This window comes from Bradyrhizobium sp., from assembly GCF_036735945.1.
In the GTDB taxonomy this organism is placed as follows: Bacteria; Pseudomonadota; Alphaproteobacteria; order Rhizobiales; family Xanthobacteraceae; genus Bradyrhizobium.
The window spans coordinates 23,609-44,865 of sequence record NZ_DAINNI010000010.1; the positions used below are offsets into that span (position 1 = coordinate 23,609).

Below are 21,257 nucleotides of genomic sequence, written 5' to 3' on the forward strand. Positions count from 1 at the left end.
GACTTGTCATGATCCGCCCCTCGACCTTCCTGAGCCGTGCCCTGCTCGCCGACGCCTTCTTCAGCGGCGTTGCCGCTGTTGTCCTGACGCTCGGCGCCGGCGCCCTTGCGCCGTTCCTCAATCTGCCTGAAGCGTTGCTGCGCGAGACCGGCCTGTTCCTGATCGCCTATACGGCGCTGGTCGGCTGGCTCAGTTCGCGCTCGACGGTGGCGAAGGCGCTGGTGCTGCTGGTGATCGTGGGCAACGCGGCATGGACGCTGGGCAGCATCGCGCTGCTGTTCTCCGGCGCGGTGTCGCCGAACCTGCTTGGTCAGGTCTTCATCGTGGCGCAGGCGATTGCCACCGGGCTGTTTGCAGAGCTGCAGTTTATCGGGCTGCGCAGGAATGGTGAGACGGTGACGGCGTAAGTTGCGTTTCGTCATTCCGGGGCGATGCGAAAGCATCGAACCCGGAATGGCGCAAGTAACCGTTAGCTCAACATCACCGCCACGATCATTCCTGCAAAGGTGAGGATCAACCCAATGACCAGCATCGGCACCAGGCTGCTGCCGGAATACGGGTTAGACTCCTTACCGCTGATGAGATGTCCACGATACGCCATTAGACTGCTCCTTCCTGGTCGCGCCGAAATCGTTCTCCCTTGCCCAGCATGACGCCATGGGCGCCGGCGATGCCGAACTCGAGGCTTTGCGCGATCCGTCGCGCCCGCTCGACAAAATGCGCTTCGGCCTCGCCCGGGCAGATCTCGTGGGCCGCTTGCTCGAACAGCGCGAGCCAGCGGTCGAAATGGCCGCCGTCGACCGGCAGCGGGAGGTGCTTGACCATCGGGGTGCCGTGGTAGCGGCCCGTCATCAGGGCAACCGACGACCAGAACGCGCACATCTGCATCAGATGCGGTTCCCAATCCTTGATCCTGGCATCGAAGATCGGCCCCAGCACGACATCAGCGCGCACCTTGGCATAGAAGCCTCGCACCAGGCGCTCGATCATCGCCTCGTCGATCCCTGTCCGCTCCATGATTTCCGCCGTCAGCCGCTCTCGCCGCTCCGGCCCCGCCACGATCGCTTCCATTCTCGGCATGCCCTTAAATAGGTATTTCAAATACCTATTTAGACGGCTATAGATGATTTGCAAGCGGATATTTCGAAAGAGCTCCCATGCGCCTGACATCGTTTACGGATTTTGCCTTGCGCGCCCTGATGCGGCTGGCGGGCGAGCCCGGCCGCTCGTTCGCCACCAGCGAGATCGCAGCCGAGTTCGTCATATCCCGCAATCATCTGGCCAAAGTGGTGCGCGACCTCGCCGACAGCGGCTTCATCACGACCCAGCGCGGTGTCGGCGGCGGCTTCATGCTGGCGCGCCCGGCACAATCCATCACCATCGGCGAAGTGGTGCGCGCGCTGGAAGGTCCGCCGCTGGTCGAATGCTTCAGGGAGGACGGCGGTGAATGCGTGCTGAAGCCGCGCTGCCGGCTGAAGGCAAAGCTCGCCGCCGCGCGCGAGGCCTTCATGCGCGAACTCGATTCCACGACGCTGGCGGAATGCGCTTATCCGGCGCCGGCCAGGCGAAACCCGGTCCACGCGTGACCGCAAGGAGGCAAGTATGCAACCGATCGAATTCGACAACGGCGCCGTGCAAATCGACGCCTCCATCGTTGCCGAAGGTCTCGGCCTGACGCCGCTATCGCTGCGACAGCAGATGCACGCCGGCAGGGTCACGAGCCGTGCCGAGCGCGGGATTGACGCCGATGCCGGCAGGCACCGCCTCACCTTCTTTTCCGAGCATCGGCGGTTTCGCGTCGTGGTCGACGCAACAGGCGCGATCGTTCAGCGCTCGTCGGTCGATTTCGGCAATTCGGCGCTGCCAAAATCGGCGCACAGGAGCGGCGGGTAAACTCAGGCCTGCAGGGCCGGCGCCGGGGTCGTTCGCTTCCGCCCGGCGGGCTTCTTGCCAGCAGTTTTCTTGCCGGCCGTCTTGGTGCTGATACCGCCGTTCAGCGAATGGCCATTGAGCTTCTTCTTCCGCTCAGCCTTCGCTTTCAATTCATCCTTCAGCTTCGCTTTGGCCTTGGCGAGCTTCTCGGCCTTCTTCAAGGCCTTGCGCTCGGCCTTGGCCTTCAGGCGCGCCCGCTCCTCGCGGGCCTCGGCACGCTTCTTCTTGCGCTTCTTCTCGCAGGCGTCGCATTTACAGCCGATCGGCTTGAGATAGGCTTTGAAGTAGTCGGTGCCGTAATCGTAATTGATCTCCTCGCCCGGCTCGATGTTCTTGATCGCCCGGATGAACACCTTGCGCTTGCGCGGCTTGACGTCGGATTCGGCATTGGGCTTGCAGGCATGATTGATGTAGCGAGCGACGTTCTCGCGGACCGAGCCGTCGATCGTCCAGCGGTTGGTCAGTTCGAACAGGTACTTGTTCTCGATCTCGTCCTCTTCTTTCTTCTTGGAATCGAGAAGCGGCCCGAAATAGCGGATGATCTTGCTGCCCTTCCTGATCGGTTTGGTGGCAAAGAGGCCGAGTCCGGTGCGGGAGCGGCCGACGCGATAGGGTTTGTTCGATGGTATGGACGGCATGACGATTGAATTGACTGCACGCTCTTGAAACGAGGAATTGCGAAGCCGCCCTTCTAGGACGATTCCGAGGCAAAGTCAGGTGTTTCGCGCTGTTCCATTGAACCTTCCCCAGATTGCACACGTCACATGGCCGAAGGCCTTCCCCAGCAAGGGCAGCAGATGAATTTCGTTCCCAATTCCCAGGCGGGGCTGCCAGCCCTGGCGCTTCTCGGCGCCATGTTTGTTCTGCCGGTACCGGCAGACGCCCAAACTTTCAGCAGCAGCTACACCTCCACCGCGCCAAAGGACTGCCGGACGATCGGCAAACCCGGAGCGGAAGACGGCAGCACCACGCAGGTTTGCCCCGGCAAGTGGGGTCTGGTGGTTCTGATCAGCGAGGGCGACCTGCGCGAAACCGTGTCGGTAGGCCGAACTCGCGAAGCCGCAGCCAGGGAACCCGCCGCGGAGACCTGGTTCGGTCCGTTCAATTCCACGGCCCACACGGTCGAATGGCGGGCCATCGAGGGCAAACCCTTTGCCATCATTCAGCGCTGGCTGATCGCCGATATCGACGACGAGGACAAGACCGGAAAGCCTGTCAGCAAACCGATGCTGGCGGTGACGCGGCTGCCGCCGGGGCCGGTGTGCCATGTCGCCTATGTCGACGGCCAGGCCAACCGCAATGCCAACGAGCTCGCGCGCCAGGCGGCGGACGAATTTGCGCGTGATTTCAAGTGCGGAAAGGATGAGGTGAAGGTAATCGGTGAGCGCGGCCGCGCGGTGGACATGGCAGCGCGACAATGAGATACAGGGCGGCACTTTATCGCCGCATTAACGTCAAAGCTTCAGGCTTGAGTGACCTGAGTTGGAAATCCGGATTTTTGCTGCGTCATCAATTGGAGGGGCAGTGGTGCACACGAAACTCATTGCACTCCTTGTGGCCTGCAGCGCCCTCTCCGGCTGCTGCGTATCAGGCACAGGCTGTTCGGCTCCGGCGCCCGGCACGCCGCTCGCCTGGGATGGATTGGGTCAACCGCCGACGGCAGATGGCGAGCCGGCCGGGCCTCCGTCCAAGCCCGTGCGACGGGCCGCGCCGAGCCGTGATCGCGAGATCGTTCTCGGCCCGCTGAATGGCGCCCCGCCGCCCCAATCGGACGCCAAGGCGCGGTATGACGATTGGACGCGGGCGCCCAACGAAGACGCGGAAGCCGATGCGAGACTCGCGCGGCAAACCAAGATCTGCAAGGGCTGCTGAGCGCGCCTTTACATCCCCGGCGGCCGCGGCACCGTCGAGCGCAGCATCGCATCCAGCAACTGGTCCACGCCGGTGCCTTCGGGCAGCCGGTGCAGGATGTCCTTCAGCCGCCCGTCGAGCAGCAGCATGGTGAAACCGTGCACGAGCGACCACGCTCGTGCTATCGCGGCGGCCTGGTCGAGCGACAGGGTCTCCAACGCCTCGCCGGTCATCTTCTCGTTGCGGCTAAGGCTCACGGCCGTCGCCAGGCCTTCGAACGAGGCGGTGGCCGCCTCGTGCAGCGAGGGCCGCATCATGTCGAGCCGTTCGGTCCGGAACATCAGCCCGTACATGCCGGGCTGCGCCTGCGCATAGGCGACATAGGCCTTGGCGCGCGCCAGCGCCTTCATCAGCGGCAACGTTTCGCTGTTGCCCGCCGCGATCATCGCTGCGTTGAAGCGGCGGAAGCCGATGGCGGCAAGCTCGCTCAACAATCCCGAGAGATCGCCGAAATGATGCGTGGGCGCCGCATGCGAGACGCCGGCCTCGCGCGCCACCGCGCGCAGCGTCAGGCCGGGCAGCCCGTCGCGCTCCAGCACCTGCTCGGCGGCGGCAAGCAACGCGTCGTGCAGGTCGCCATGATGATAGGGAGCTTCGCCGGCCGAGCGGCGGCGGTTCGCCGGCCTTTCGGTCGCGACTCTTGCCGGACGCCGTCTCGCGGCAGGACGGGTCACTCTTGATTCTCTTGATGCTCTGGCCATGCGACTCCTTATAGCCGCAATTTTTACAGTGTAAAGATTTTGCTTGACGACGCCACTTGGCATGCCTACTGATATCTTTACGATGTAAAGATAAACTTCAGAGGAGACGCGAGATGCTCGACCAGGTGAATGCGGATTGGGCGCGGACCAATCTGGCGCCGATTCCGATGGAATGCGACGCGCCGCACCTCAAGGTCTCTGGCGAGCTGCCGCGCGAACTGAACGGCACGCTCTACCGCAATGGCCCCAATCCGCAGTTCGATGCCCCCGGCGCCCACTGGTTCGTCGGCGACGGCATGCTGCACGCCTTTCACCTGGAGAACGGCCGTGCCAGCTATCGCAATCGCTGGGTCCGCACGCCGAAATGGCTGGCCGAGCACGACGCCGGCCGCGCGCTGTTCGGCGGCTTCGGCCGCAAGCTGCCGGGTGCGCCGGCCGGGATCACCGACGATGGCGGCGTCGCCAACACCAACATCATCTTCCATGCCGGCAAGTTGCTGGCGCTCGAGGAAGGCCATCTGCCGACCGAGATCGAGCCCGGCACGCTGAACCGTGTCGGCTATTGCGACTATGAGGGCACCATCAAGGGCCCCTTCACCGCGCATCCCAAGATCGATCCGGTAACCGGCGAAATGGTGTTCTTCGGCTACAACGCCAAGGGCCCGCTCACACCCGCCCTCTCCTTCGGTTCGGTCAATGCCTCCGGCGTCGTGACGCGGTTCGACCGTTTCGACGCGCCCTATGCCAGCATGGTGCACGACTTCATCGTCACCGAGAATCATCTGCTGTTTCCGATCCTGCCCATCACCGGCAGCATGGAGCGCGCGATGCGCGGCGGCCCGCCCTACGCCTGGGAGCCGGAAAAGGGCGCCTATGTCGGCGTCATGAAGCGGAATGGATCGGCGAATGATCTGGTCTGGTTCCGTGCCGAGAACTGCTACGTCTTCCACGTCATGAACGCCTGGGAAGAAGGCAGCCGCATCATCGCCGACGTGATGCAGTTCGAGGAAGCCCCGCTATTCCCCCATCCCGACGGATCGAAGACCGATCCGCAGAAATCGCGGGCGCGCTACTGCCGCTGGACCTTCGATCTCGCCGGCAATACCGACCGCTTCACGCAGACCTATCTCGACGATCTCACCGGCGAATTCCCGCGTATCGACGATCGCCGTGCAGGCCTTTCGAACAGCCATGGCTGGTACGCCTGCGCCAATCCTGACCTGCCGATGTTCGGCGCGCTGTCCGGAATCGTCCATGTCGACGGCAGGGGCAAGCGCCTCGGGCGTTACCTGCTGCCCGCCGGCGACACGATTTCCGAGCCGGTGTTCGTGGAGCGCGGACCCGACGCCGCCGAAGGCGACGGCTGGCTGCTCGCCGCGGTCTGGCGCGCGCGGGAGAACCGCAGCGATCTCGCGGTATTCAACGCGCAGGACGTCGAAGCCGGCCCGGTCGCGCTGGTGCATCTCGGCCACCGCGTGCCCGACGGCTTTCACGGCAACTGGGTCGGCGGGGAGTAAGCGCTTCAAGCCGTCATTCTCCGATGTGCAATTGCACATCGGAGGCATCGCGCAGCGATGAACCTGGAATGACGTGGTAGGTAGATGGACCCCTGGGAGAACCACATGCACCTGCCCTCAATCACATCAACCTATCTCGCCGTCCTCGCCCTGCTCTACACCGTGCTGGCGGTTCAGGTCGGGCGGCTGCGCCAGCGCGACCGCGCCGCGTTCGGCGACAATGGCAGCCTGCAACTGCGCAGCGCGATCCGCGCACATGCCAACTTCATCGAATACGTCCCGATCATCACTCTGATGGTCGCGATGCTGGAAATGTCCGGCCTTTCGGCGGCATGGGTACATCTCCTCATGGGCGCGCTGCTGCTGTCGCGGCTGCTGCACCCGCTCGGCATGTACGCCGCACCCAACACGCTGCAATTCCGCATCGGCCGCGTCGGCGGCATCACGATCACGCTGTTCCTGCTGCTTGCGTGCGCGCTCACGATCCTGTCGCGCGCCCTTGCGGGCGCCTGAAGACAACCAAGCAGACATTCAAGACGTTGAAAATACGAGAATGTTCGTAATTTATCCGCTTATTTTGACACTGTAAAGATTTTCCTTGACGACTCCAGCCTGCGGCTCTACGGTATCTTTACGTTGTAAAGATTATTGCTTCAGAGGCCACCATGATCCTCTTCCTGCTCCTCGCACCCTTCGGCGCGTTCGCCCTGCTGATGCTGGTGACCACGGCCGAGATCAGCCTGTTCGCGGCAGCTGCGATCTGCCTCGCGGTCATCGGCATCGACGTCTATCGGGGCCGCTCGATCAAGATCCTCGGCGCGGGTAGCGTTCTCATGTTCAGCGGGCTGGGCGCCTATATCGCGCTGATCGATCCGCACATGAGCACCTCCGCCGTGAAGCTTTCGATCGATATCGGCATGCTCGCGATCGCGCTGGGCTCGCTGATCATCCGCAAGCCGTTCGTCATGCAATACGCGCTTGAGGAGGTCGATGCCGAGACGGCAAAGCTGCCCGGCTTCATCAAGGCGGTCTATCTCATCACCTGGGCCTGGAATGCCACGTTTGTCCTGATGATCGTCGGCAACGTGCTGACCATCTACGTGCCGGGCCTGCCGCTGTGGTCCAGCCTCGTGATCGCCTTCGCCGCCCGCAACAGCGCCGCCTATTTCACGACGTGGTATCCACAATATCGCAAGGCAAAGTATGGTACGCCGGCGAACGCCCTCCCCGGCACCAACTGAACCCTGACCTCAGACCGCAACACGAGCACCAGAGAGCAAGACGATGAAGGACGTATTCGCCAGACTGGGCGCCGATTTCTTCTCCACGATCGTATTCCTCGCGATTTATCTCTCAACCGACAACGTGCTGCTGGCAACGGGCGTAGCAATCGCCGGTGCCATCGGCCAGGTGATCTACTCGCGGATCAAGGGCAAGGAGCTCGGCTACATGACGTGGGCCAGCCTTGCGCTCGTCATCGTGCTCGGCAGCGCCACGCTCCTGACCCACGATCCGCGCTTCGTGCTGGCGAAGCCCGCGATCGGGCATTTCGCGATCGGCGCCATCATGCTCAAGCGCGGCTGGATGCTGCGCTACATGCCGCCGATCGTGTCGCAGACGATTCCCGAATACGTCACCTTCGCGGGCTATGCTTGGGCCGCCCTCTGTTTCGCGCTTGGCGCCGGCACCATCGGCGTCGCCATGACCGGCGACATGAAGCTGTGGACCTTCTATGTGACGGTCGTGCTGGTCGGCGCCAAGGTCGCGGCGTTTGCAATTCAATACGTCGCGTTTCGTATTCTGGTCGGCAGCCGGCTTCGCGCCGCCGCCCAGCGCGCCTGAAGATATCAGCGTCAAAAGGACGCTTGAGACGGTTGGGCTTGTGTGGCGAGATGGGCTATACCGCCGATCGAGTTTAGCGGATCTCGCAAGCCATTCCGGTTTGCCGGGACAAATGTCGGGAGACAGCAATGGCCGTGGACGGAAACTGGAATCTCACCATGAGCACGCCGATGGGCGAGCGCAAGGCGACGCTGACCCTGTTGAATTCCGGCGGCACGCTGACGGGCACGCAGGGCGCCGACGGCAATTCCGCGCCGATCTTCGACGGCGCCGTCAGCGGCGACGCCATCAACTGGAAGGTCTCGATCACCAATCCTATGCCGCTGACCCTCGAGTTCATCGGGAAGGTCTCCGGCGACAGCATGAGCGGCGAGATGGGCATCGGGCCCATGGGCAGCTTCCCGTTCTCCGGCACGCGGGTCTGACGCATCAGGAGGCGGCGACGCCTCCTTCCTCTCCTGCCTATGCGCAAGACCACCGTCGTTGCGATGAACTCACGACCAGATCTGCATCGGCAGGCCGTAGGCATCGCGTGGCGCTGAGCCTTCCGGAACGCAGCCGGTGACGTCGCGTGCGGCAATCGCAACGGCGCAGGCGTCAAGCACGTCGTCGCGCTTGGCGCCGGTGCCCAAACGCTCGTCGGCCAGCCACCTGTCGATCGCCCTGATCCCTTGCCGCTTCAGCAGCCGGCAGCGCAGACGTATCCCATCCTCCGATTTCTTCGACGGCAGCGGCTTGGTGCCGTTGAGGCGCAAGTAGACCAGTTCCGGATGAGCCTCGCGGATATCCTGAGCAGGATTGGCTCGCACGAACCCATCCACCTCCATGATCTTCGGGCCGAGATGCCAGAGCTGGCGCGACACCCGCTTCTGGCCGCGCCGCACGGCATCCTCATTGGCCCGGTCCGGATCGGAGAATTCAGTCCACAACCACCGGCGAGCCCCGGTGAACACGCGCGAAAAATGCGGCCGCAACCGCTCGCGGGCGAGCAGATCGCAGGCCCGCTCGCCGTCATCGGTCATGCCGATTGGAATGTCGATCGCCGCGCGATCGAAGCCGATGGACAGCGCCTCGGCGATGTCGCGACAAAACCTGATTTCGTGGCGGTCGCCGTCGAGGAGCACGGCGACCCAGCCTCTGCTGAACCCGTCGAGGCCGAGCGCCCTCACCCCAGGTTCAATTCCTTGAAGAAGTCGTTGCCCTTGTCGTCGACGATGATGAAGGCCGGGAAATCAACCACCTCGATGCGCCAGATCGCTTCCATGCCGAGTTCGGGATATTCGACGACCTCGACCTTCGTGATGCAGTGTTCGGCGAGGTTTGCCGCAGCACCGCCAATCGAGCCGAGATAGAAGCCGCCATACTTCTTGCAGGCCTCGCGCACCGCGACCGCGCGGTTGCCCTTGGCGACCATCACCATCGAGCCGCCGGCGGCCTGGAACTGGTCGACGAAGGAATCCATCCGTCCCGCGGTGGTCGGGCCGAACGCGCCGGACGCGTATCCATCGGGCGTCTTGGCGGGGCCGGCGTAGTACACCGGATGGTTCTTGAAATAGTCCGGCAGCGGCTCGCCCTTCTCCAGCCGCTCGCGCAATTTCGAGTGGGCGGAATCGCGCGCGACGATCATGGTGCCAGTCATCGAGACCCGCGTCTTGATCGGATATTGCGACAGCGTCGCCAGGATCTCCTTCATCGGCTTGTTGAGGTCGATCTTGACGACCTCGCCGCCGAGCGACTGCTCGACCGCGGGCAGATATTGCGCCGGGTTATGCTCGAGCTCTTCGAGATAGACGCCGTCCTTGGTGATCTTGCCGAGCACCTGGCGGTCGGCCGAACAGGAGACGCCGAGCCCGATCGGGAGCGAGGCGCCATGGCGCGGCATTCGGATCACGCGAACGTCGTGGCAGAAATACTTGCCGCCGAATTGCGCGCCGACGCCGAGCGACTGCGTCATCTTGAGGATTTCCTGCTCCATCTCGAGATCGCGGAAGGCGTTGCCGTCGGCTGAGCCCTGGGTCGGCAGCGCATCGAGATAGCGCGCGGAAGCAAGCTTCACCGTCTTCATGCAAAGCTCGGCCGAGGTGCCGCCGATGACGATGGCGAGGTGATAGGGCGGGCACGCCGCGGTACCCAGCGTCAGCACCTTCTCCTTCAGGAACGCGAGCAGGCGATTCCTGGTCAGCACCGAGGGCGTCGCCTGGTACAGGAAACTCTTGTTGGCGCTGCCGCCGCCCTTGGCCATGAACATGAACTTGTAGGCGTCGTCGCCCTCGGCGTAGATCTCGCACTGCGCCGGCATGTTGTTGGCGGTGTTCTTTTCCTCGTACATCGAAAGCGGCGCCACCTGCGAGTAGCGCAGGTTACGGCGCAGATAGGCGTCGCGGGCGCCTTCGGAGAGCGCCGCCTCGTCGTCGCCATCGGTGATGACGTTGCAGCCCTTCTTGCCCATGATGATCGCGGTGCCGGTATCCTGGCACATCGGCAGCACGCCGCCGGCGGCGATGTTGGCGTTCTTCAGGAAATCGAAGGCGACGAACTTGTCGTTGTCGCTGGCCTCCTTGTCGTCAAGGATCGAGCGGAGCTGCTTCAGGTGGCCGGGCCGCAGATAGTGATTGATGTCGCCGAAGGCGGCTTCCGACAGCGCCCGCAGCGCCTCGCGCGACACCACCAGCATATCCTTGCCGAGCACTTTCTCGACCCGCACGCCCTCCGTCGTGATCTTCTTGTAGGGCGTGGTATCGGGCCCAAGCGGAAACAGCGGCGTGTGCTTGTAGGGCGGAACGGGCTTCTGGTCGGGAAAAGCGGTCGGGGCGTTCATGTCGATATCTCGGGTTGGCCTGCGACGGCCGGAACGGCGCCGCGGAGATAGACCCGTTCTAAGCATTTTTCGACCAAAAGGAAGGTTTTGCTTGCCCGTGACAAGCAAGTTGACTTCCGCGCGCGCTCCTTGCAGGAAATTCGGCGCGCGGGCGTAGTTAGGGCATAGGGGCATTCACAATGGCTTTGGGACCACGATTTCACCGACCGATCCTGCTTGCCGTGGCGCTGGCCCTCGTTGCTTGCGTCAGCGCATCGCCGGCGCGCGCCGACCGCTGCGACGACAGCGCCAAGGAGCTGGCCGGCCAGATCGACAGGCTGAAGGTCAACTTCAAGGCGGCCAACACCGTCTATCTGACGCACCCGCTCGCCAAGGAATTGTCGGTCTCCTGCCGCGGCGACAAGTTTTCCATCGAGCTCTACGCAAAGGGCGACCGCAAGCCGAAGCCGGAATTCATCTCGCTGGTCGGCGCCATGGCCGCGCTCGTCTTTTCGGTGACCAAGGACGACACCACGACCGGCGCGTCGCGCTGCCTCAAGCGCATGGGCCTGCTCCGCGGCGACAAGGTCAGCATGCGCTTCCGCCGTCTCAGCCTGGAGTGCCAGCGCAACAAGACCGAGTCCTGGATCGCGATCACCCGCGGCAAGGACGAATAGGTTCCAGATCCATCGCATTCTAACGATTCAGCGAGCCGTCCGTTCACCCTCCTGCGGGATTGACGGCATCGGCGCGGGATTGCGGTGCCGGATTCACCAATCATTCGCTTGAGCCCGGCCAGTGTCGGAGGCAACGCACAAGGATGCTTCCGATGAATATTTCTGCTGTGCCCGCAACGGTCGTGGTCAAAGCGCCCGAAGTCCCCGTGTTCAAGGCCCCCGACCCGACGCGCGACGTGCAGAACGGCGCGCCGGCCGACGGCACCCGCAAGCCGCAGCCGACGCTGGTTGCCCCCTTGCCGCCCGGTCAGGGAACGCGGGTCGACCAGTTCGCGTAAGGGCTGACGTTCCCGTCGGGAACGAGTCGACGCCGCAAGTTTGCCGAAGAATTGCGCGATCATCTCGCTGCGGGGGAACGGAACCCGGGCATGATCGCGAAACTTCTGCTGCAGAATTCCTTCTTCGTCGTCGCGCTCGGCGCCGTGCTGTTTGCGTCAGCGGGCTCGCTGGACTGGCCGGCGGCGTGGGTGTTCCTCGTCGTCAGCGCGATCCTCGGACCCGCCTGCGGATTGTGGCTCGCAAAGACCGACCCCGCCCTGCTGGCCGAGCGGATGCGGCCGACGTTCCAGGCGGATCAACCGGCCGCCGACAAGAAGTTTATGCTCACGTTTGCGGCGGCAACGCTGGTCTGGCTGATTGCGATCGGACTCGACCGGCGCGTGCAGGCGTCAGATGTTCCGCTTGCGTTGCAGGCGGTCGGACTTGCGATGTACCTGCTGTCGACCGCCTTCATCATGTGGGTGTTCCGCGAAAATTCCTTTGCCGCGCCGGTCGTGAAGGTACAGACCGCGCGTCACCACCATGTCGTCTCGAGCGGGCCTTATGCATTTGTCCGCCATCCCATGTATAGCGCGGTCATGCTGTTCTTCTTCGGGGTGCCGCTACTGCTCGGATCATGGTGGGGCGTCGCGATCGCACCGATATTCGCGGTTCTGTTCGCCATTCGCGCGCGCATCGAGGAGCGTGCGCTGATCGAAGGCCTGCCGGATTATGCTGACTACGCAGCGCGCGTGCGCTATCGTCTGGTGCCCGGACTGTGGTGAGATAACGAAGGCGGACCAGCGATGCCCGAAAGCAAGACCTACACCGGCGGCTGCCATTGCGGACAGGTGCGCTTCGAATGCACCACGGATCTAGCGATGGTGACCGCATGCAACTGCTCGATCTGCACCAAGAAGGGCCTGCATTTCACCTTCCTCGACCCCAAGAGCTTCCAGCTCCGCGCCGGCGAGGAGAACCTGAAGGAATATCTCTTCAACAAGCACGCGATCCATCACCAGCTCTGCGTCGATTGCGGCGTCGACGTATTCGCGCGTGGCAGCAAGCCCGACGGCAGCGCCGTGATCGCGCTGAATGTGAGCTGCATCGACGGTATCGATCTGTCGAAGCTGCAAATGACACCTATCGATGGGCGGAGCATGTAGGCTCCACGTCAGGCATCCAGCGCCTTGTACCGACGAAAAATCCCATCCTCGTTGAACGGAATCCTTCGATCGCTCGCCAGATAGGTCTTGATGTTGGGCCGCGCCGCGACGCGGTCGCGCAGCTCGACCAGGCCGGGAATCCTGCGCTCGAACGCCTTCATGCGTTTCGGGAAAGCGTAGCGCAGTCCCTCGACGATCTGAAACAGCGACAAGTCAGCGTAAGTGAGGCGGCGGCCGGTGACGTAGGTTCCGCCATTGGCCTTCAGCAGGTCTTCGAAATAACCCAGATATTTCGGCACGCGCGCCTTCCAGAACTCATCGGTGCGCTTCTTCGCCGGCGCCCTCTGTTCCTCGTAATACAGCGACGGGCCGAGCGGATGGTGGGTGTCGTGAATTTCGAGCACGAGATCGGCGATCGTGAGCTGTAACTGATGCACCCACAATTTGCCGGCTTCCGACTTCGGCGCTAGCCCATGGCGCGATCCCAGGTAAAGCAGGATGTTGGCGGTCTGCCCGATCACGAGCTTGCCGTCCTTGAGGAACGGCGGCGCAAACGGTGGCGCTCCCTTGCTCGCATCCATCATCCGCGTCATCGCAGCCATGCCGTTGCCGCGGCGCACCACATCGGCGTAGCGGGCGCCCGCTTCCTCCAGCGCGAGGCGAACATATTCGCCGCGCCCCTGAATCATCGGCCAGTAATAGAGCTCGTAGCGCATCGATCGCACCTCCGCTGCCGGTTCGGTCGATGTAACAAATCATCCCGCTGCTCGTTCGTCACGCCCTCTGCGCGGCGCTACGAACGTGTCGTACAGAACTCCACAAGCCTGAATCTGTCCGAATGCGGTGGAGCGTGTTAGGTTGCTCGTGTTTGAATCATCGATTCTCAATCCGCGGGAGAACGGGAATGGCGGACGACAAGAAGAAGCGCGGCGGGGCTGACCGCGGGTTGATCGCGTTGAGCGAGCCTTACGAGGTCGCCTATTGGTCGAAGAAATTCAAGATCACGCCGGTGAAGCTGAAGGCCGCCGTCGGCAAGGCAGGACGCTCCGCGAAGAACGTCGAGGCCTACCTCAAGCTGCAGAAACACAAGGCTGCCGACCGGGCACGGATCGCAATCAGCCAGCCTTACGAAGTCAGCTACTGGTCGAAGAAGTTCAAGGTCACGCCGGCCAGACTGAAGGCGGCCGTGGCCGCCGTCGGACATTCGTCCAAGGCCGTCGGCGCCCACCTCGCGGAGCGCAAGGCGGCGAAGAAGACGAAAAAGAGCGCCAGGAAAGCTCCAGGCAAGACGGCAAAGAAGCGCGCAAAGAAAAAGGCCGCCTAATTTAGCGGCGGCCTTGTTCGCACCGCGCTCAGTTCGCCGCGAAGCAGTAGAACAACCCGTCACCGCCGGTGCTCTTCAGGTCGGCCTGCGAGCAGCCGCCGTCCGATCCGCGCGAAGGGTGCGAAGAGTTCCAGGATTTCGAAGCGTCGTCATCGCGCAAGCCGATGCGGTCGGTATGACCGACCATCGCTGCGCCTTGCGTCGAGCTCGTCCAGTTCTTGCAGGTGCGGTCCTCGCCGGCCGCGAACGCGGTCCCGTCGGCCTGCGAGCCCGTCAGCGCGTCATGGCGATTGGGCGTATCGCCGCGTCCGTTGATGACCTCGCCCTTCTCGCTGAGTGCGGTCTGCTTGGTGAGACCATTGGTGCCGTGCAACTCGGCGACATCCTTGGCGACTACCTGGCCCTTTGCATTCTTCCACGGTCCCTTGCCGATGCGGTCGCGCGCATTGACCGCGGGCTTATCGTCGGCGGCCTGGGTTGAAAGGTAGGCGCGCCAGGTCTTGGCCCCTGCTCCCGCCGCCTGCGCCAGCGTCTGGCAGTGATTGTCGGCGCCGGCGAGCCCGCCGAGATTGCCGCCATTGCCGATGCCGTTGCTGGTCAGGAAGAAGCCGGTATCGGCGGACTGCGCCTGCGCGGGCGCGGGCGGTACAAACGACATGGCGGCGAGCATCATGGCCGGCGCAACGATCCCTGCGAAGTTCTTCATTTTGGTCTCTCCCTGTTGGCTCTTGTTCCTGGTCATCAACCCGATGCGACGACCATTATTCCGGTCGTGGCGACGTCATCGTGAAATCAATAAGGCAAGGAACTCTTCTCGTGGCACGGATGCAGCGCGGCGTGCAACGCTGCACCGCATCCGGGAGACGCAGCTGCACCAAACGAAAAAGGCGCCGCGGAACGAACCGCGGCGCCTTCCTCATAGTGTACCTGCAGGCGACTAGCCGGTCTGCTGGATCGCCGAGAGTTCCCAATCAGTGCCGCGGCGGCGGGAGAAGGTCCAGACCTCGGTGGCCTCGGTCGGGGTTTCGCTGCCCGCGACCAGACGGTTGGTGCCGCGCTCCAGCGTCTTGTCGACCAGCGAGAACCGCATCGCCACGCTGGCGTAGTCGGTTTCGCCCTCGCGCCACGCTTCCGCGAGGTCACCCTGCAGCAGCTTGACGTCAGTCACCTTGTTGATGTCGTTGCGGGCCTTGTTCTCCTCGAGGTCCTTGGAGAAGTAGGACACCATCTCGGGCGTCGCGAGCGTATGCAGCTTCGCGATGTCCTCGTTCGACCAGGCGGTTTGGACCTCGCCGAGCAGCCGCTCGAAGGCTTCGTAGTCAGCCGGCTGGATTTCCAGCGGCGGCTGGCTCGATCCGATCCCGAAGCCGCTCAGGCCGGAACGGAGGCTGGTCTGCGCGCCGGGGCTTTCGGCAGGCGCGCCGGCATAGGCGGAGGCCGGCGTATGGCGACGCTGCCACCACGACATCGCCAGCCGCACCACGATGACGATCAGCGCTATCTGCAGCAGCAGACCGATGATCGAGGACAGGCCGCCGAGGCCGGAGAACAGGCCGCCGCCGAACAGCATGCCGAGCAGGCCGGCGCCGAGGAAGCCGGCGGCAAGACCGCCGAGCATGCCCATGCCGGGCCGGTTGAAGAAGCCACCCTTGTTGGCCGCCGCGCCAGCCGCGGGCGCGCCCATGCCGGGGTTGCCCGGCTGGGTGAAGGTACGATTCATCGGCTGCGCCGTGCCAGGCGCCGTGGTCGTGCTGGGGGGCGCCGAATAGGTTCGCGATCCCCGCGAACCCGAACTGCTGCCGCCGCCGACGCGGGCGTCGGCCGCCTCGATCGAAATCGCCAACGGGAGCGCCACGGACAGGACGACGGCCATTGCCCGAATAATTCCGCGCGTGCCTTGCGAGAAATTCATGTGCTTGTTCCTCATTCCCCTGGATGGGGAAGCGCCCCTAAGATGGGCGCCATTGCTTAAAAGTGAAGCCACTATCGGGAACCGCCGCTGCGGCCCTCAGTCGCGGGGATGTGACGATTTGGCAGTGAGTTAGCGGTAATTTGCGGGCCGAGCGGCGGCCAGGAAATTGGCCGGCGTCCAGAAAGCGTTCACGACGTCGTCATGGTCTCCTTCACCTTCTCGACCAGCGCGGCGAGCGCGAACGGCTTCGGCAGGAAGGCGAACTGCTCGTTCTCCGGCAGGCTCTTGTCGAAGGCCTCTTCGGCGTAGCCGGAGACGAAGATGATCTTGAGGTCTGGATTGCGCTTGCGCATTTCGCGCAACATGGTCGGCCCGTCCATTTCCGGCATCACCACGTCGGAGACGACGAGATCGACGGCGCCGTCCTTTTCCTCGAGCGCTTCCACCGCCTCGAGGCCGTTGGACGCCTCGATCACGCTGTAGCCGCGCGAGCGAAGCCCGCGCGCGTTCAGGGACCGCAGGCCGTCCTCGTCCTCCACCAGCAGGATGGTGCCCTCCCCGGTCAGATCGGGCCGCGGCTTCGGCGGCTCGGCTCCGCCCTCCTTGGCCGCACCGCCCGTCGGCTGCGGCTCCGGCTGCGCTTCCAGCTCGGGCCGGTGACGCGGCAGGAAGATGCGGAACGTGGTGCCTGCACCGGGCATGGAATCGACATAGACGAAGCCGCCGGTCTGCTTGACGATGCCGTACACCGTGGAGAGGCCGAGACCCGTGCCCTTGCCGACTTCCTTGGTCGAGAAGAACGGCTCGAAGATCTTGTCGACGATGTCGGCGGGGATGCCGGTGCCGGTATCGGAAATGTCGATCCGCACGTAATCAGCCGCGGGCATGCCCTTGTGCGAGAGCTGCGCGGCTTCTTCCGCCGTCACGTTGCCGGTCCTCACCGTCAGCTTGCCACCGTCAGGCATCGCATCGCGCGCATTCACCGCGAGATTGACCACCACCTGCTCGAATTGCGAGACGTCGACCTTGACCGGCCAGAGGTCGCGGCCATGAACGAGGTCGAGCTTGACCTTCTCGCCGATCAGCCGCCGCAGCAGCATGGTGAGATCGGAGAGCGCGTCGCCGAGATCGAGCACCTGCGGTCGCAGCGTCTGGCGCCGCGAGAACGCAAGTAGTTGTCGCACAAGCGTCGCCGCCCGGGTCGCGTTCTGCTTGATCTGCATGATGTCCTGGAACGACGGATCGGTTGGCTTGTGCGCGTTCAGCAGGAAGTCGTTCGCCATCATGATGGCCGACAGCACGTTGTTGAAGTCGTGCGCGATGCCGCCGGCGAGCTGGCCGACCATGTCCATCTTCTGCGACTGGTTGATCTGGTTTTCCAGCGTGCGCCGCTCGCTGGTCTCCAGCAGGTAGACGATGGCGGCTTCGGTGTCGCGCTCGTCCTCCTCGACCGCGGTGACGAAGAACTGCCCCCAGCGCTCCTTGGCGCCGTCGAGCATGACTTCCACCGGCGCGATGTCGCCCTGCCCTTCGGCAGCCTGGTTGATCGCCGCGATCAGCAGGCTGCGGTCGCGGGCGTTCACCGTGCGGAAGATCGACTTGTTGGCCGCGCCGTCCGGGGCCAGGCTCTGCGCGAGCTTGGCGAAGCGCGCATTGGCGCGCACCACCGCGCCGGCGCGGTCCACCGTCGCAATCGCCATCGGCGTATGGTCGAAGAACCGCATGAAGCGGACTTCGGCGGCGCGTTCGGGATCGGAATGCTCGTCGCGCGCCCGGCTGATCACCAGCGTGCGCGACGATCCCGGCGCGCCGTCGGCGCCGAAGGCGAGCTTGTGATAGAGCCGCACCGGCATGGTCTTGCCGCCGCGCATGCGCAGGTCGATATCGAAGACTTCGGTCTTGACCTCGCCTGGCACCGCGACGATCGAGGTCAACAGCGCAGCACCGTCGCCGGAGACGATATCGGTCAGCTTCAGCCCGCCCGAGCCGATCTCGGCAAGATCGTAGTCGAGCCAGTTCGCCAGCGTGGCGTTGACATAGATGACGTCACCGGCCGGATTGACCGAGAAGAAGCCGCATGGCGCATGATCGAGGTATTCGATCGCGTGCTGCAGCTCGCGGAACACGTCTTCCTGGCGCTCGCGGTCGCGCGTGATGTCGGCGATCGACCACACCGCGTATTTTGCTTCGCGCTTGCCCTGGCCGAGCGGCCGGACCCGCATCCTGAGCCAGCGGCCCTGCGACCCGTCGGAGCCGGCGATACGGACCTCTTCCTGCTGCCGCTTGCCTTCGCGCGCCGCCTTGAGCAGGCGGAACACGGCTTCCGAGACGTCGGGATTGCCGATGAAGACGCGCTCGACCGGCCGCACGTCCTGCCGGCCGGCGGCGCCCGTCAGCGCCAGGTAGGCGGCGTTGGAGTAGACCACGTGTCCCCTGGCATCGGTCACCGCCAGCCCGTCATGGGCCTGGTCGGCGATGCGCCCCATCACCGGGTCCTCGGCGGCGCGGTCGGTGAAGCGGACAATGCCGGCGGCAAAGGCAAACAGATTGAACAGGCCGACCATGGCGAGCAGCGCCAGCACGCCGAGGATATAGGGCTGGGCCTGCGCGCGGCCGATGGTCATCAGCGCCACCGCCACCGCGACGATGCCGGCCGCCACCAGCAGCACCAGCACGATGCTACCGCCCCGCCGCACCGGTTCCTGGCCCGCGAAGGGCTCGGTCGGCGATGGACTGTTGGTTTCGACGGTCATGAAAAAAGCGCTGCCTTCCGGCATGGGGGGTGACGCGCCAAATTGCGCGTCCCTCCTGAGTGCCTGAATCGGACCCGCAAACGCAAGTCCATCAGGCAGCAATTTGACATATTGAAGGTATTTCAAGGGGATTTCCGGTTATTCCCTCAATTTCGCCGCCCGGAAAGCCCGCTCTTCAGCCGCATCACATAGCCGATGATCTCGGCGACCGCGTGATAGTGCTCGACCGGGATCTCCTCGTCGACGTCGACGGTGGCATGGAGCGCGCGCGCCAGCGGCACGTTCTCCACGATCGGGATGTCGTGCTTTTTGGCGATTTCCCTGATCTTGAACGCGACGTTGTCGACGCCCTTGGCGACGCAGACCGGCGCCGCCATGCCGCGATCATAGGATAGCGCCACCGAATAATGGGTCGGGTTAGTGATGATCACGCTGGCATTGGGAACGGCGGCCATCATGCGCTTCTTCATGCGCTGCTGCCGCAACTGCCGGATGCGGCCCTTGATGTGGGGGTCGCCTTCGGACTGCTTGAACTCGTCCTTGATCTCCTGCAGCGACATCTTCTGCCGCTGGTACCATTGCCGGTACTGGAAGAAGTAATCGGCGATCGCGACCGCGGCCAGCATCGCCGCGACCGCCCCCATCAGCTGCAGGGTCAAGCCTTCCGTCACCCCGAGGATCGCCGACGGATCGAACATCATGAACGATTCAAGCCGGTGCCGTTCCGGCCAAAGCACCGCCATCATGACGGCGCCGAGCGCGATCAGCTTGAACAGGCCCTTGAAGAAATTCGCCAGCGCCTGCTTGCCGAAGATGCGCTTCAGCCCGGCGCCCGGAGAAACCTTGTTGAAATTCGGTTTCAGCGATTCCGCCGACCACACCAGGCGGTGCTGGATCATGTTGCCGGCGATCGCAGCCAGCGCCAGCATCAACAGCGGCACGCCGATCGCGCCGATCACGGCATAGACCAGCGTATTGCCGAGCGCGAGCAGCGCTGCGCCGTCGGCGTGGAGCTGGCCCGCATTGGCGAGCAGATTTCGCAGCGGATTGAGGATGCCGCCGCCGATCGACCCTGAGAACGTCGACAAGATCAGCGTACCGCCCGCGATGATGAACCAGGTGTTGACCTCCTGGCTCTTGGCGACATCGCCCTTGGCAAGCGCGTCATCGAGGCGCTTTTGCGTAGGGTCTTCTGTCTTGTCGTCGGTATCCTCGGCCATCGCGGCGCCCTAGCAATTCGTATGAGCATGATCTTCACGGAAGAGCGGTACCCGCTTTTCCGGATCATGCTCTATTTCAGCGGCGTCAGCTCGTGCATCACGCCGATGAAATAGTTGAGATAGGTCGCCATCATTCCCGTGAGGACGAGGGCGAAGATCAGAAAGCCCGCCATGATCGAAAGCGGCACGCCAACGAAATAGACCTGCATCGCGGGCATCAGCCGCGCCAGCACGCCAAGTCCGATATTGAAGACAAGGCCGAACACCAGGAACGGCGCCGAGAGCTGCATGCCGATCTTGAAGGCGGTGGCGAAGGCGCGCGTGGCAAGCGCCGCCACGTCGCCGGTCGGCATCAACTGACCCGGCGCGAAGATCCGGTAGCTCTCGTTGATCGCTGCGATGACGAGATGATGGGTGTCGGTGGCGAACAGCAGCGTCATGCCGAGAATGGAGAGAAAGTTCCCGATCAGGACGCCCTGCTGGCCCTGGGTCGGATCGACCGCGGTAACAAATCCGAGGCCGAGTTGCTGGGCAATCACCGAGCCCGCCACCGCAAGCGCCGCCAGCGTCACACGGGCGGTGGCGCCGAGCACGATGCCGATGGCGATCTCGTGCACCATGAGCACGCCGAGCGCAGCCATCGACGTCAGGTCGACGTGGTAGTCGTTGCGGTGCAGCGGCAGGAGGATCAACGTCAGCAGAAGCGCGATCGCGAGCTTGATGCGCACCGGGATGTTGCTTTCGCCAAATCCCGGCAACAGCATCACCATCGCTCCAACGCGGGCGAATACCAGCATGAAGGTGGCGGCAAGGGCCGGCAGTAGCGAAATGTCGACGCGCATCTAGTCACAATGCATCAACCGCCTATGATTCGCGACGATATCCGCATCATGTGACCGTGCAGCGAATCCGCCATGAATGGCAGCGCCAACAGCAGCGTCACGAAGATCGCGAGAATCTTCGGCACGAAGATCAGCGTCTGCTCCTGGATCTGGGTCAGCGCCTGGAACAGCGACACCACGACGCCAACCACGAGCCCGATCACCATCAGGGGTGACGACACCACCACGATGGTCCAGATCGCATCGCGCGCCACGTCGAGGGTTTCGGCACCGGTCATTGTTGTTTCTCGCTTGATTTCAATTGCACTGTCATTCCGGGGCGATGCGAAGCATCGAACCCGGAAT

At 63.7% G+C, this 21,257-nt stretch carries 27 protein-coding genes; 14 read left to right on the top strand and 13 right to left on the bottom strand.

What is annotated here, in order from left to right; genetic code table 11:
• Positions 1–8 precede the first annotated feature (8 nt).
• Positions 9–407 (top strand): hypothetical protein, encoded by a 399-nt coding sequence (locus V7E26_RS05640; RefSeq protein WP_324414385.1) that lies wholly within the window; start codon positions 9–11, stop codon positions 405–407.
• A 62-nt stretch (positions 408–469) separates the two neighbouring features.
• On the opposite strand, the gene V7E26_RS05645 is transcribed toward V7E26_RS05640, so the two are convergent.
• Together V7E26_RS05645 and V7E26_RS05650 are read right to left on the bottom strand one after the other, a co-directional pair.
• Positions 470–601, bottom strand: a complete 132-nt coding sequence (locus tag V7E26_RS05645) for a hypothetical protein (RefSeq protein WP_324414387.1) — start codon at positions 599–601, stop codon at positions 470–472.
• Entirely contained in the window at positions 601–1,080 is a 480-nt protein-coding gene (locus V7E26_RS05650) for a group III truncated hemoglobin (RefSeq protein WP_324414390.1), read from the bottom strand. The genes V7E26_RS05645 and V7E26_RS05650 overlap by 1 nt, the downstream gene beginning before the upstream one ends.
• Positions 1,081–1,157: 77 nt before the next feature.
• On the opposite strand from V7E26_RS05650, the gene V7E26_RS05655 reads away from it, so the two are divergent.
• Both V7E26_RS05655 and V7E26_RS05660 read left to right on the top strand, forming a co-directional pair.
• Entirely contained in the window at positions 1,158–1,586 is a 429-nt protein-coding gene (locus V7E26_RS05655) for an RrF2 family transcriptional regulator (RefSeq protein ID WP_324414392.1), read from the top strand.
• A gap of 16 nt (positions 1,587–1,602) precedes the next feature.
• Complete coding sequence (locus V7E26_RS05660) at positions 1,603–1,893, top strand: DUF6522 family protein (protein ID WP_324414394.1); 291 nt, start codon at positions 1,603–1,605, stop codon at positions 1,891–1,893.
• Between the two features lie 2 nt (positions 1,894–1,895).
• Here V7E26_RS05660 and V7E26_RS05665 read toward each other — a convergent pair whose 3' ends face one another.
• The gene (locus tag V7E26_RS05665; protein WP_324414396.1) at positions 1,896–2,570 is read right to left on the bottom strand and encodes an SET domain-containing protein; all 675 of its coding nucleotides are present in this window, start codon (positions 2,568–2,570) and stop codon (positions 1,896–1,898) included.
• Positions 2,571–2,786: 216 nt separating this feature from the next.
• Between V7E26_RS05665 and V7E26_RS05670 the strand changes: the two genes are divergently transcribed.
• Positions 2,787–3,353, top strand: a complete 567-nt coding sequence (locus V7E26_RS05670) for a hypothetical protein (RefSeq protein WP_324414524.1) — start codon at positions 2,787–2,789, stop codon at positions 3,351–3,353.
• 459 nt (positions 3,354–3,812) lie between these two features.
• On the opposite strand, the gene V7E26_RS05675 is transcribed toward V7E26_RS05670, so the two are convergent.
• The gene (locus V7E26_RS05675) at positions 3,813–4,544 is read right to left on the bottom strand and encodes a TetR/AcrR family transcriptional regulator (RefSeq protein WP_324414398.1); all 732 of its coding nucleotides are present in this window, start codon (positions 4,542–4,544) and stop codon (positions 3,813–3,815) included.
• Between the two features lie 113 nt (positions 4,545–4,657).
• Here V7E26_RS05675 and V7E26_RS05680 point away from each other — a divergent pair, with 113 nt between their 5' ends.
• The 5 genes from V7E26_RS05680 to V7E26_RS05700 all read left to right on the top strand — a co-directional run bounded on the left by V7E26_RS05680 (position 4,658) and on the right by V7E26_RS05700 (position 8,328).
• Complete coding sequence (locus V7E26_RS05680) at positions 4,658–6,061, top strand: carotenoid oxygenase family protein (protein WP_324414400.1); 1,404 nt, start codon at positions 4,658–4,660, stop codon at positions 6,059–6,061.
• A 105-nt stretch (positions 6,062–6,166) separates the two neighbouring features.
• On the top strand, positions 6,167–6,574 hold the full coding sequence (locus V7E26_RS05685) for an MAPEG family protein (RefSeq protein WP_324414402.1): 408 nt from the start codon (positions 6,167–6,169) through the stop codon (positions 6,572–6,574).
• Between the two features lie 152 nt (positions 6,575–6,726).
• Positions 6,727–7,302: a hypothetical protein gene (locus V7E26_RS05690; RefSeq protein ID WP_324414404.1), complete on the top strand. Its 576-nt coding sequence runs from the start codon at positions 6,727–6,729 to the stop codon at positions 7,300–7,302.
• 43 nt (positions 7,303–7,345) lie between these two features.
• Complete coding sequence (locus V7E26_RS05695) at positions 7,346–7,903, top strand: inner membrane-spanning protein YciB (protein ID WP_324414406.1); 558 nt, start codon at positions 7,346–7,348, stop codon at positions 7,901–7,903.
• Between the two features lie 128 nt (positions 7,904–8,031).
• Positions 8,032–8,328, top strand: coding sequence for a hypothetical protein (locus V7E26_RS05700; RefSeq protein ID WP_324414408.1), 297 nt, complete (start codon positions 8,032–8,034; stop codon positions 8,326–8,328).
• A 69-nt stretch (positions 8,329–8,397) separates the two neighbouring features.
• On the opposite strand, the gene V7E26_RS05705 is transcribed toward V7E26_RS05700, so the two are convergent.
• Both V7E26_RS05705 and V7E26_RS05710 read right to left on the bottom strand, forming a co-directional pair.
• Positions 8,398–9,072, bottom strand: a complete 675-nt coding sequence (locus V7E26_RS05705) for a DUF429 domain-containing protein (RefSeq protein WP_324414410.1) — start codon at positions 9,070–9,072, stop codon at positions 8,398–8,400.
• Positions 9,069–10,721, bottom strand: a complete 1,653-nt coding sequence (locus tag V7E26_RS05710; protein ID WP_324414412.1) for a fumarate hydratase — start codon at positions 10,719–10,721, stop codon at positions 9,069–9,071. Before V7E26_RS05710 ends, V7E26_RS05705 begins: the two co-directional genes overlap by 4 nt.
• A 179-nt stretch (positions 10,722–10,900) precedes the next feature.
• Between V7E26_RS05710 and V7E26_RS05715 the strand changes: the two genes are divergently transcribed.
• The 4 genes from V7E26_RS05715 to V7E26_RS05730 all read left to right on the top strand — a co-directional run bounded on the left by V7E26_RS05715 (position 10,901) and on the right by V7E26_RS05730 (position 12,861).
• On the top strand, positions 10,901–11,377 hold the full coding sequence (locus tag V7E26_RS05715; protein WP_324414414.1) for a hypothetical protein: 477 nt from the start codon (positions 10,901–10,903) through the stop codon (positions 11,375–11,377).
• A gap of 152 nt (positions 11,378–11,529) precedes the next feature.
• Entirely contained in the window at positions 11,530–11,715 is a 186-nt protein-coding gene (locus V7E26_RS05720; protein ID WP_324414416.1) for a hypothetical protein, read from the top strand.
• A 90-nt stretch (positions 11,716–11,805) separates the two neighbouring features.
• Entirely contained in the window at positions 11,806–12,480 is a 675-nt protein-coding gene (locus tag V7E26_RS05725) for a methyltransferase family protein (protein WP_324414418.1), read from the top strand.
• A 21-nt stretch (positions 12,481–12,501) separates the two neighbouring features.
• Positions 12,502–12,861 carry a GFA family protein gene (locus tag V7E26_RS05730; protein ID WP_324414420.1) on the top strand — a complete coding sequence of 120 codons (360 nt, stop codon included), beginning with the start codon at positions 12,502–12,504 and terminating at the stop codon, positions 12,859–12,861.
• 8 nt (positions 12,862–12,869) lie between these two features.
• Here V7E26_RS05730 and V7E26_RS05735 read toward each other — a convergent pair whose 3' ends face one another.
• Positions 12,870–13,577, bottom strand: a complete 708-nt coding sequence (locus V7E26_RS05735) for a glutathione S-transferase (RefSeq protein ID WP_324414422.1) — start codon at positions 13,575–13,577, stop codon at positions 12,870–12,872.
• Between the two features lie 188 nt (positions 13,578–13,765).
• On the opposite strand from V7E26_RS05735, the gene V7E26_RS05740 reads away from it, so the two are divergent.
• A complete protein-coding gene (locus V7E26_RS05740) occupies positions 13,766–14,185 on the top strand; it encodes a DUF3606 domain-containing protein (RefSeq protein WP_324414424.1) in 420 nt (139 codons plus the stop codon).
• 28 nt (positions 14,186–14,213) lie between these two features.
• On the opposite strand, the gene V7E26_RS05745 is transcribed toward V7E26_RS05740, so the two are convergent.
• The 6 genes from V7E26_RS05745 to fliQ all read right to left on the bottom strand — a co-directional run bounded on the left by V7E26_RS05745 (position 14,214) and on the right by fliQ (position 21,190).
• The gene (locus V7E26_RS05745) at positions 14,214–14,858 is read right to left on the bottom strand and encodes a lectin (protein ID WP_442893357.1); all 645 of its coding nucleotides are present in this window, start codon (positions 14,856–14,858) and stop codon (positions 14,214–14,216) included.
• A gap of 264 nt (positions 14,859–15,122) precedes the next feature.
• Positions 15,123–16,097, bottom strand: coding sequence for a Tim44 domain-containing protein (locus tag V7E26_RS05750; RefSeq protein WP_324414428.1), 975 nt, complete (start codon positions 16,095–16,097; stop codon positions 15,123–15,125).
• 188 nt (positions 16,098–16,285) lie between these two features.
• Positions 16,286–18,850, bottom strand: a complete 2,565-nt coding sequence (gene cckA / locus V7E26_RS05755) for a cell cycle histidine kinase CckA (RefSeq protein ID WP_324414430.1) — start codon at positions 18,848–18,850, stop codon at positions 16,286–16,288.
• A 146-nt stretch (positions 18,851–18,996) separates the two neighbouring features.
• Positions 18,997–20,070, bottom strand: coding sequence for a flagellar biosynthesis protein FlhB (gene flhB / locus V7E26_RS05760; RefSeq protein ID WP_324414432.1), 1,074 nt, complete (start codon positions 20,068–20,070; stop codon positions 18,997–18,999).
• 71 nt (positions 20,071–20,141) lie between these two features.
• Positions 20,142–20,912: a flagellar biosynthetic protein FliR gene (fliR, locus tag V7E26_RS05765; RefSeq protein WP_324414434.1), complete on the bottom strand. Its 771-nt coding sequence runs from the start codon at positions 20,910–20,912 to the stop codon at positions 20,142–20,144.
• 14 nt (positions 20,913–20,926) lie between these two features.
• Positions 20,927–21,190 carry a flagellar biosynthesis protein FliQ gene (fliQ, locus tag V7E26_RS05770; RefSeq protein ID WP_057860162.1) on the bottom strand — a complete coding sequence of 88 codons (264 nt, stop codon included), beginning with the start codon at positions 21,188–21,190 and terminating at the stop codon, positions 20,927–20,929.
• Between the last annotated feature and the right edge of the window lie 67 nt (positions 21,191–21,257).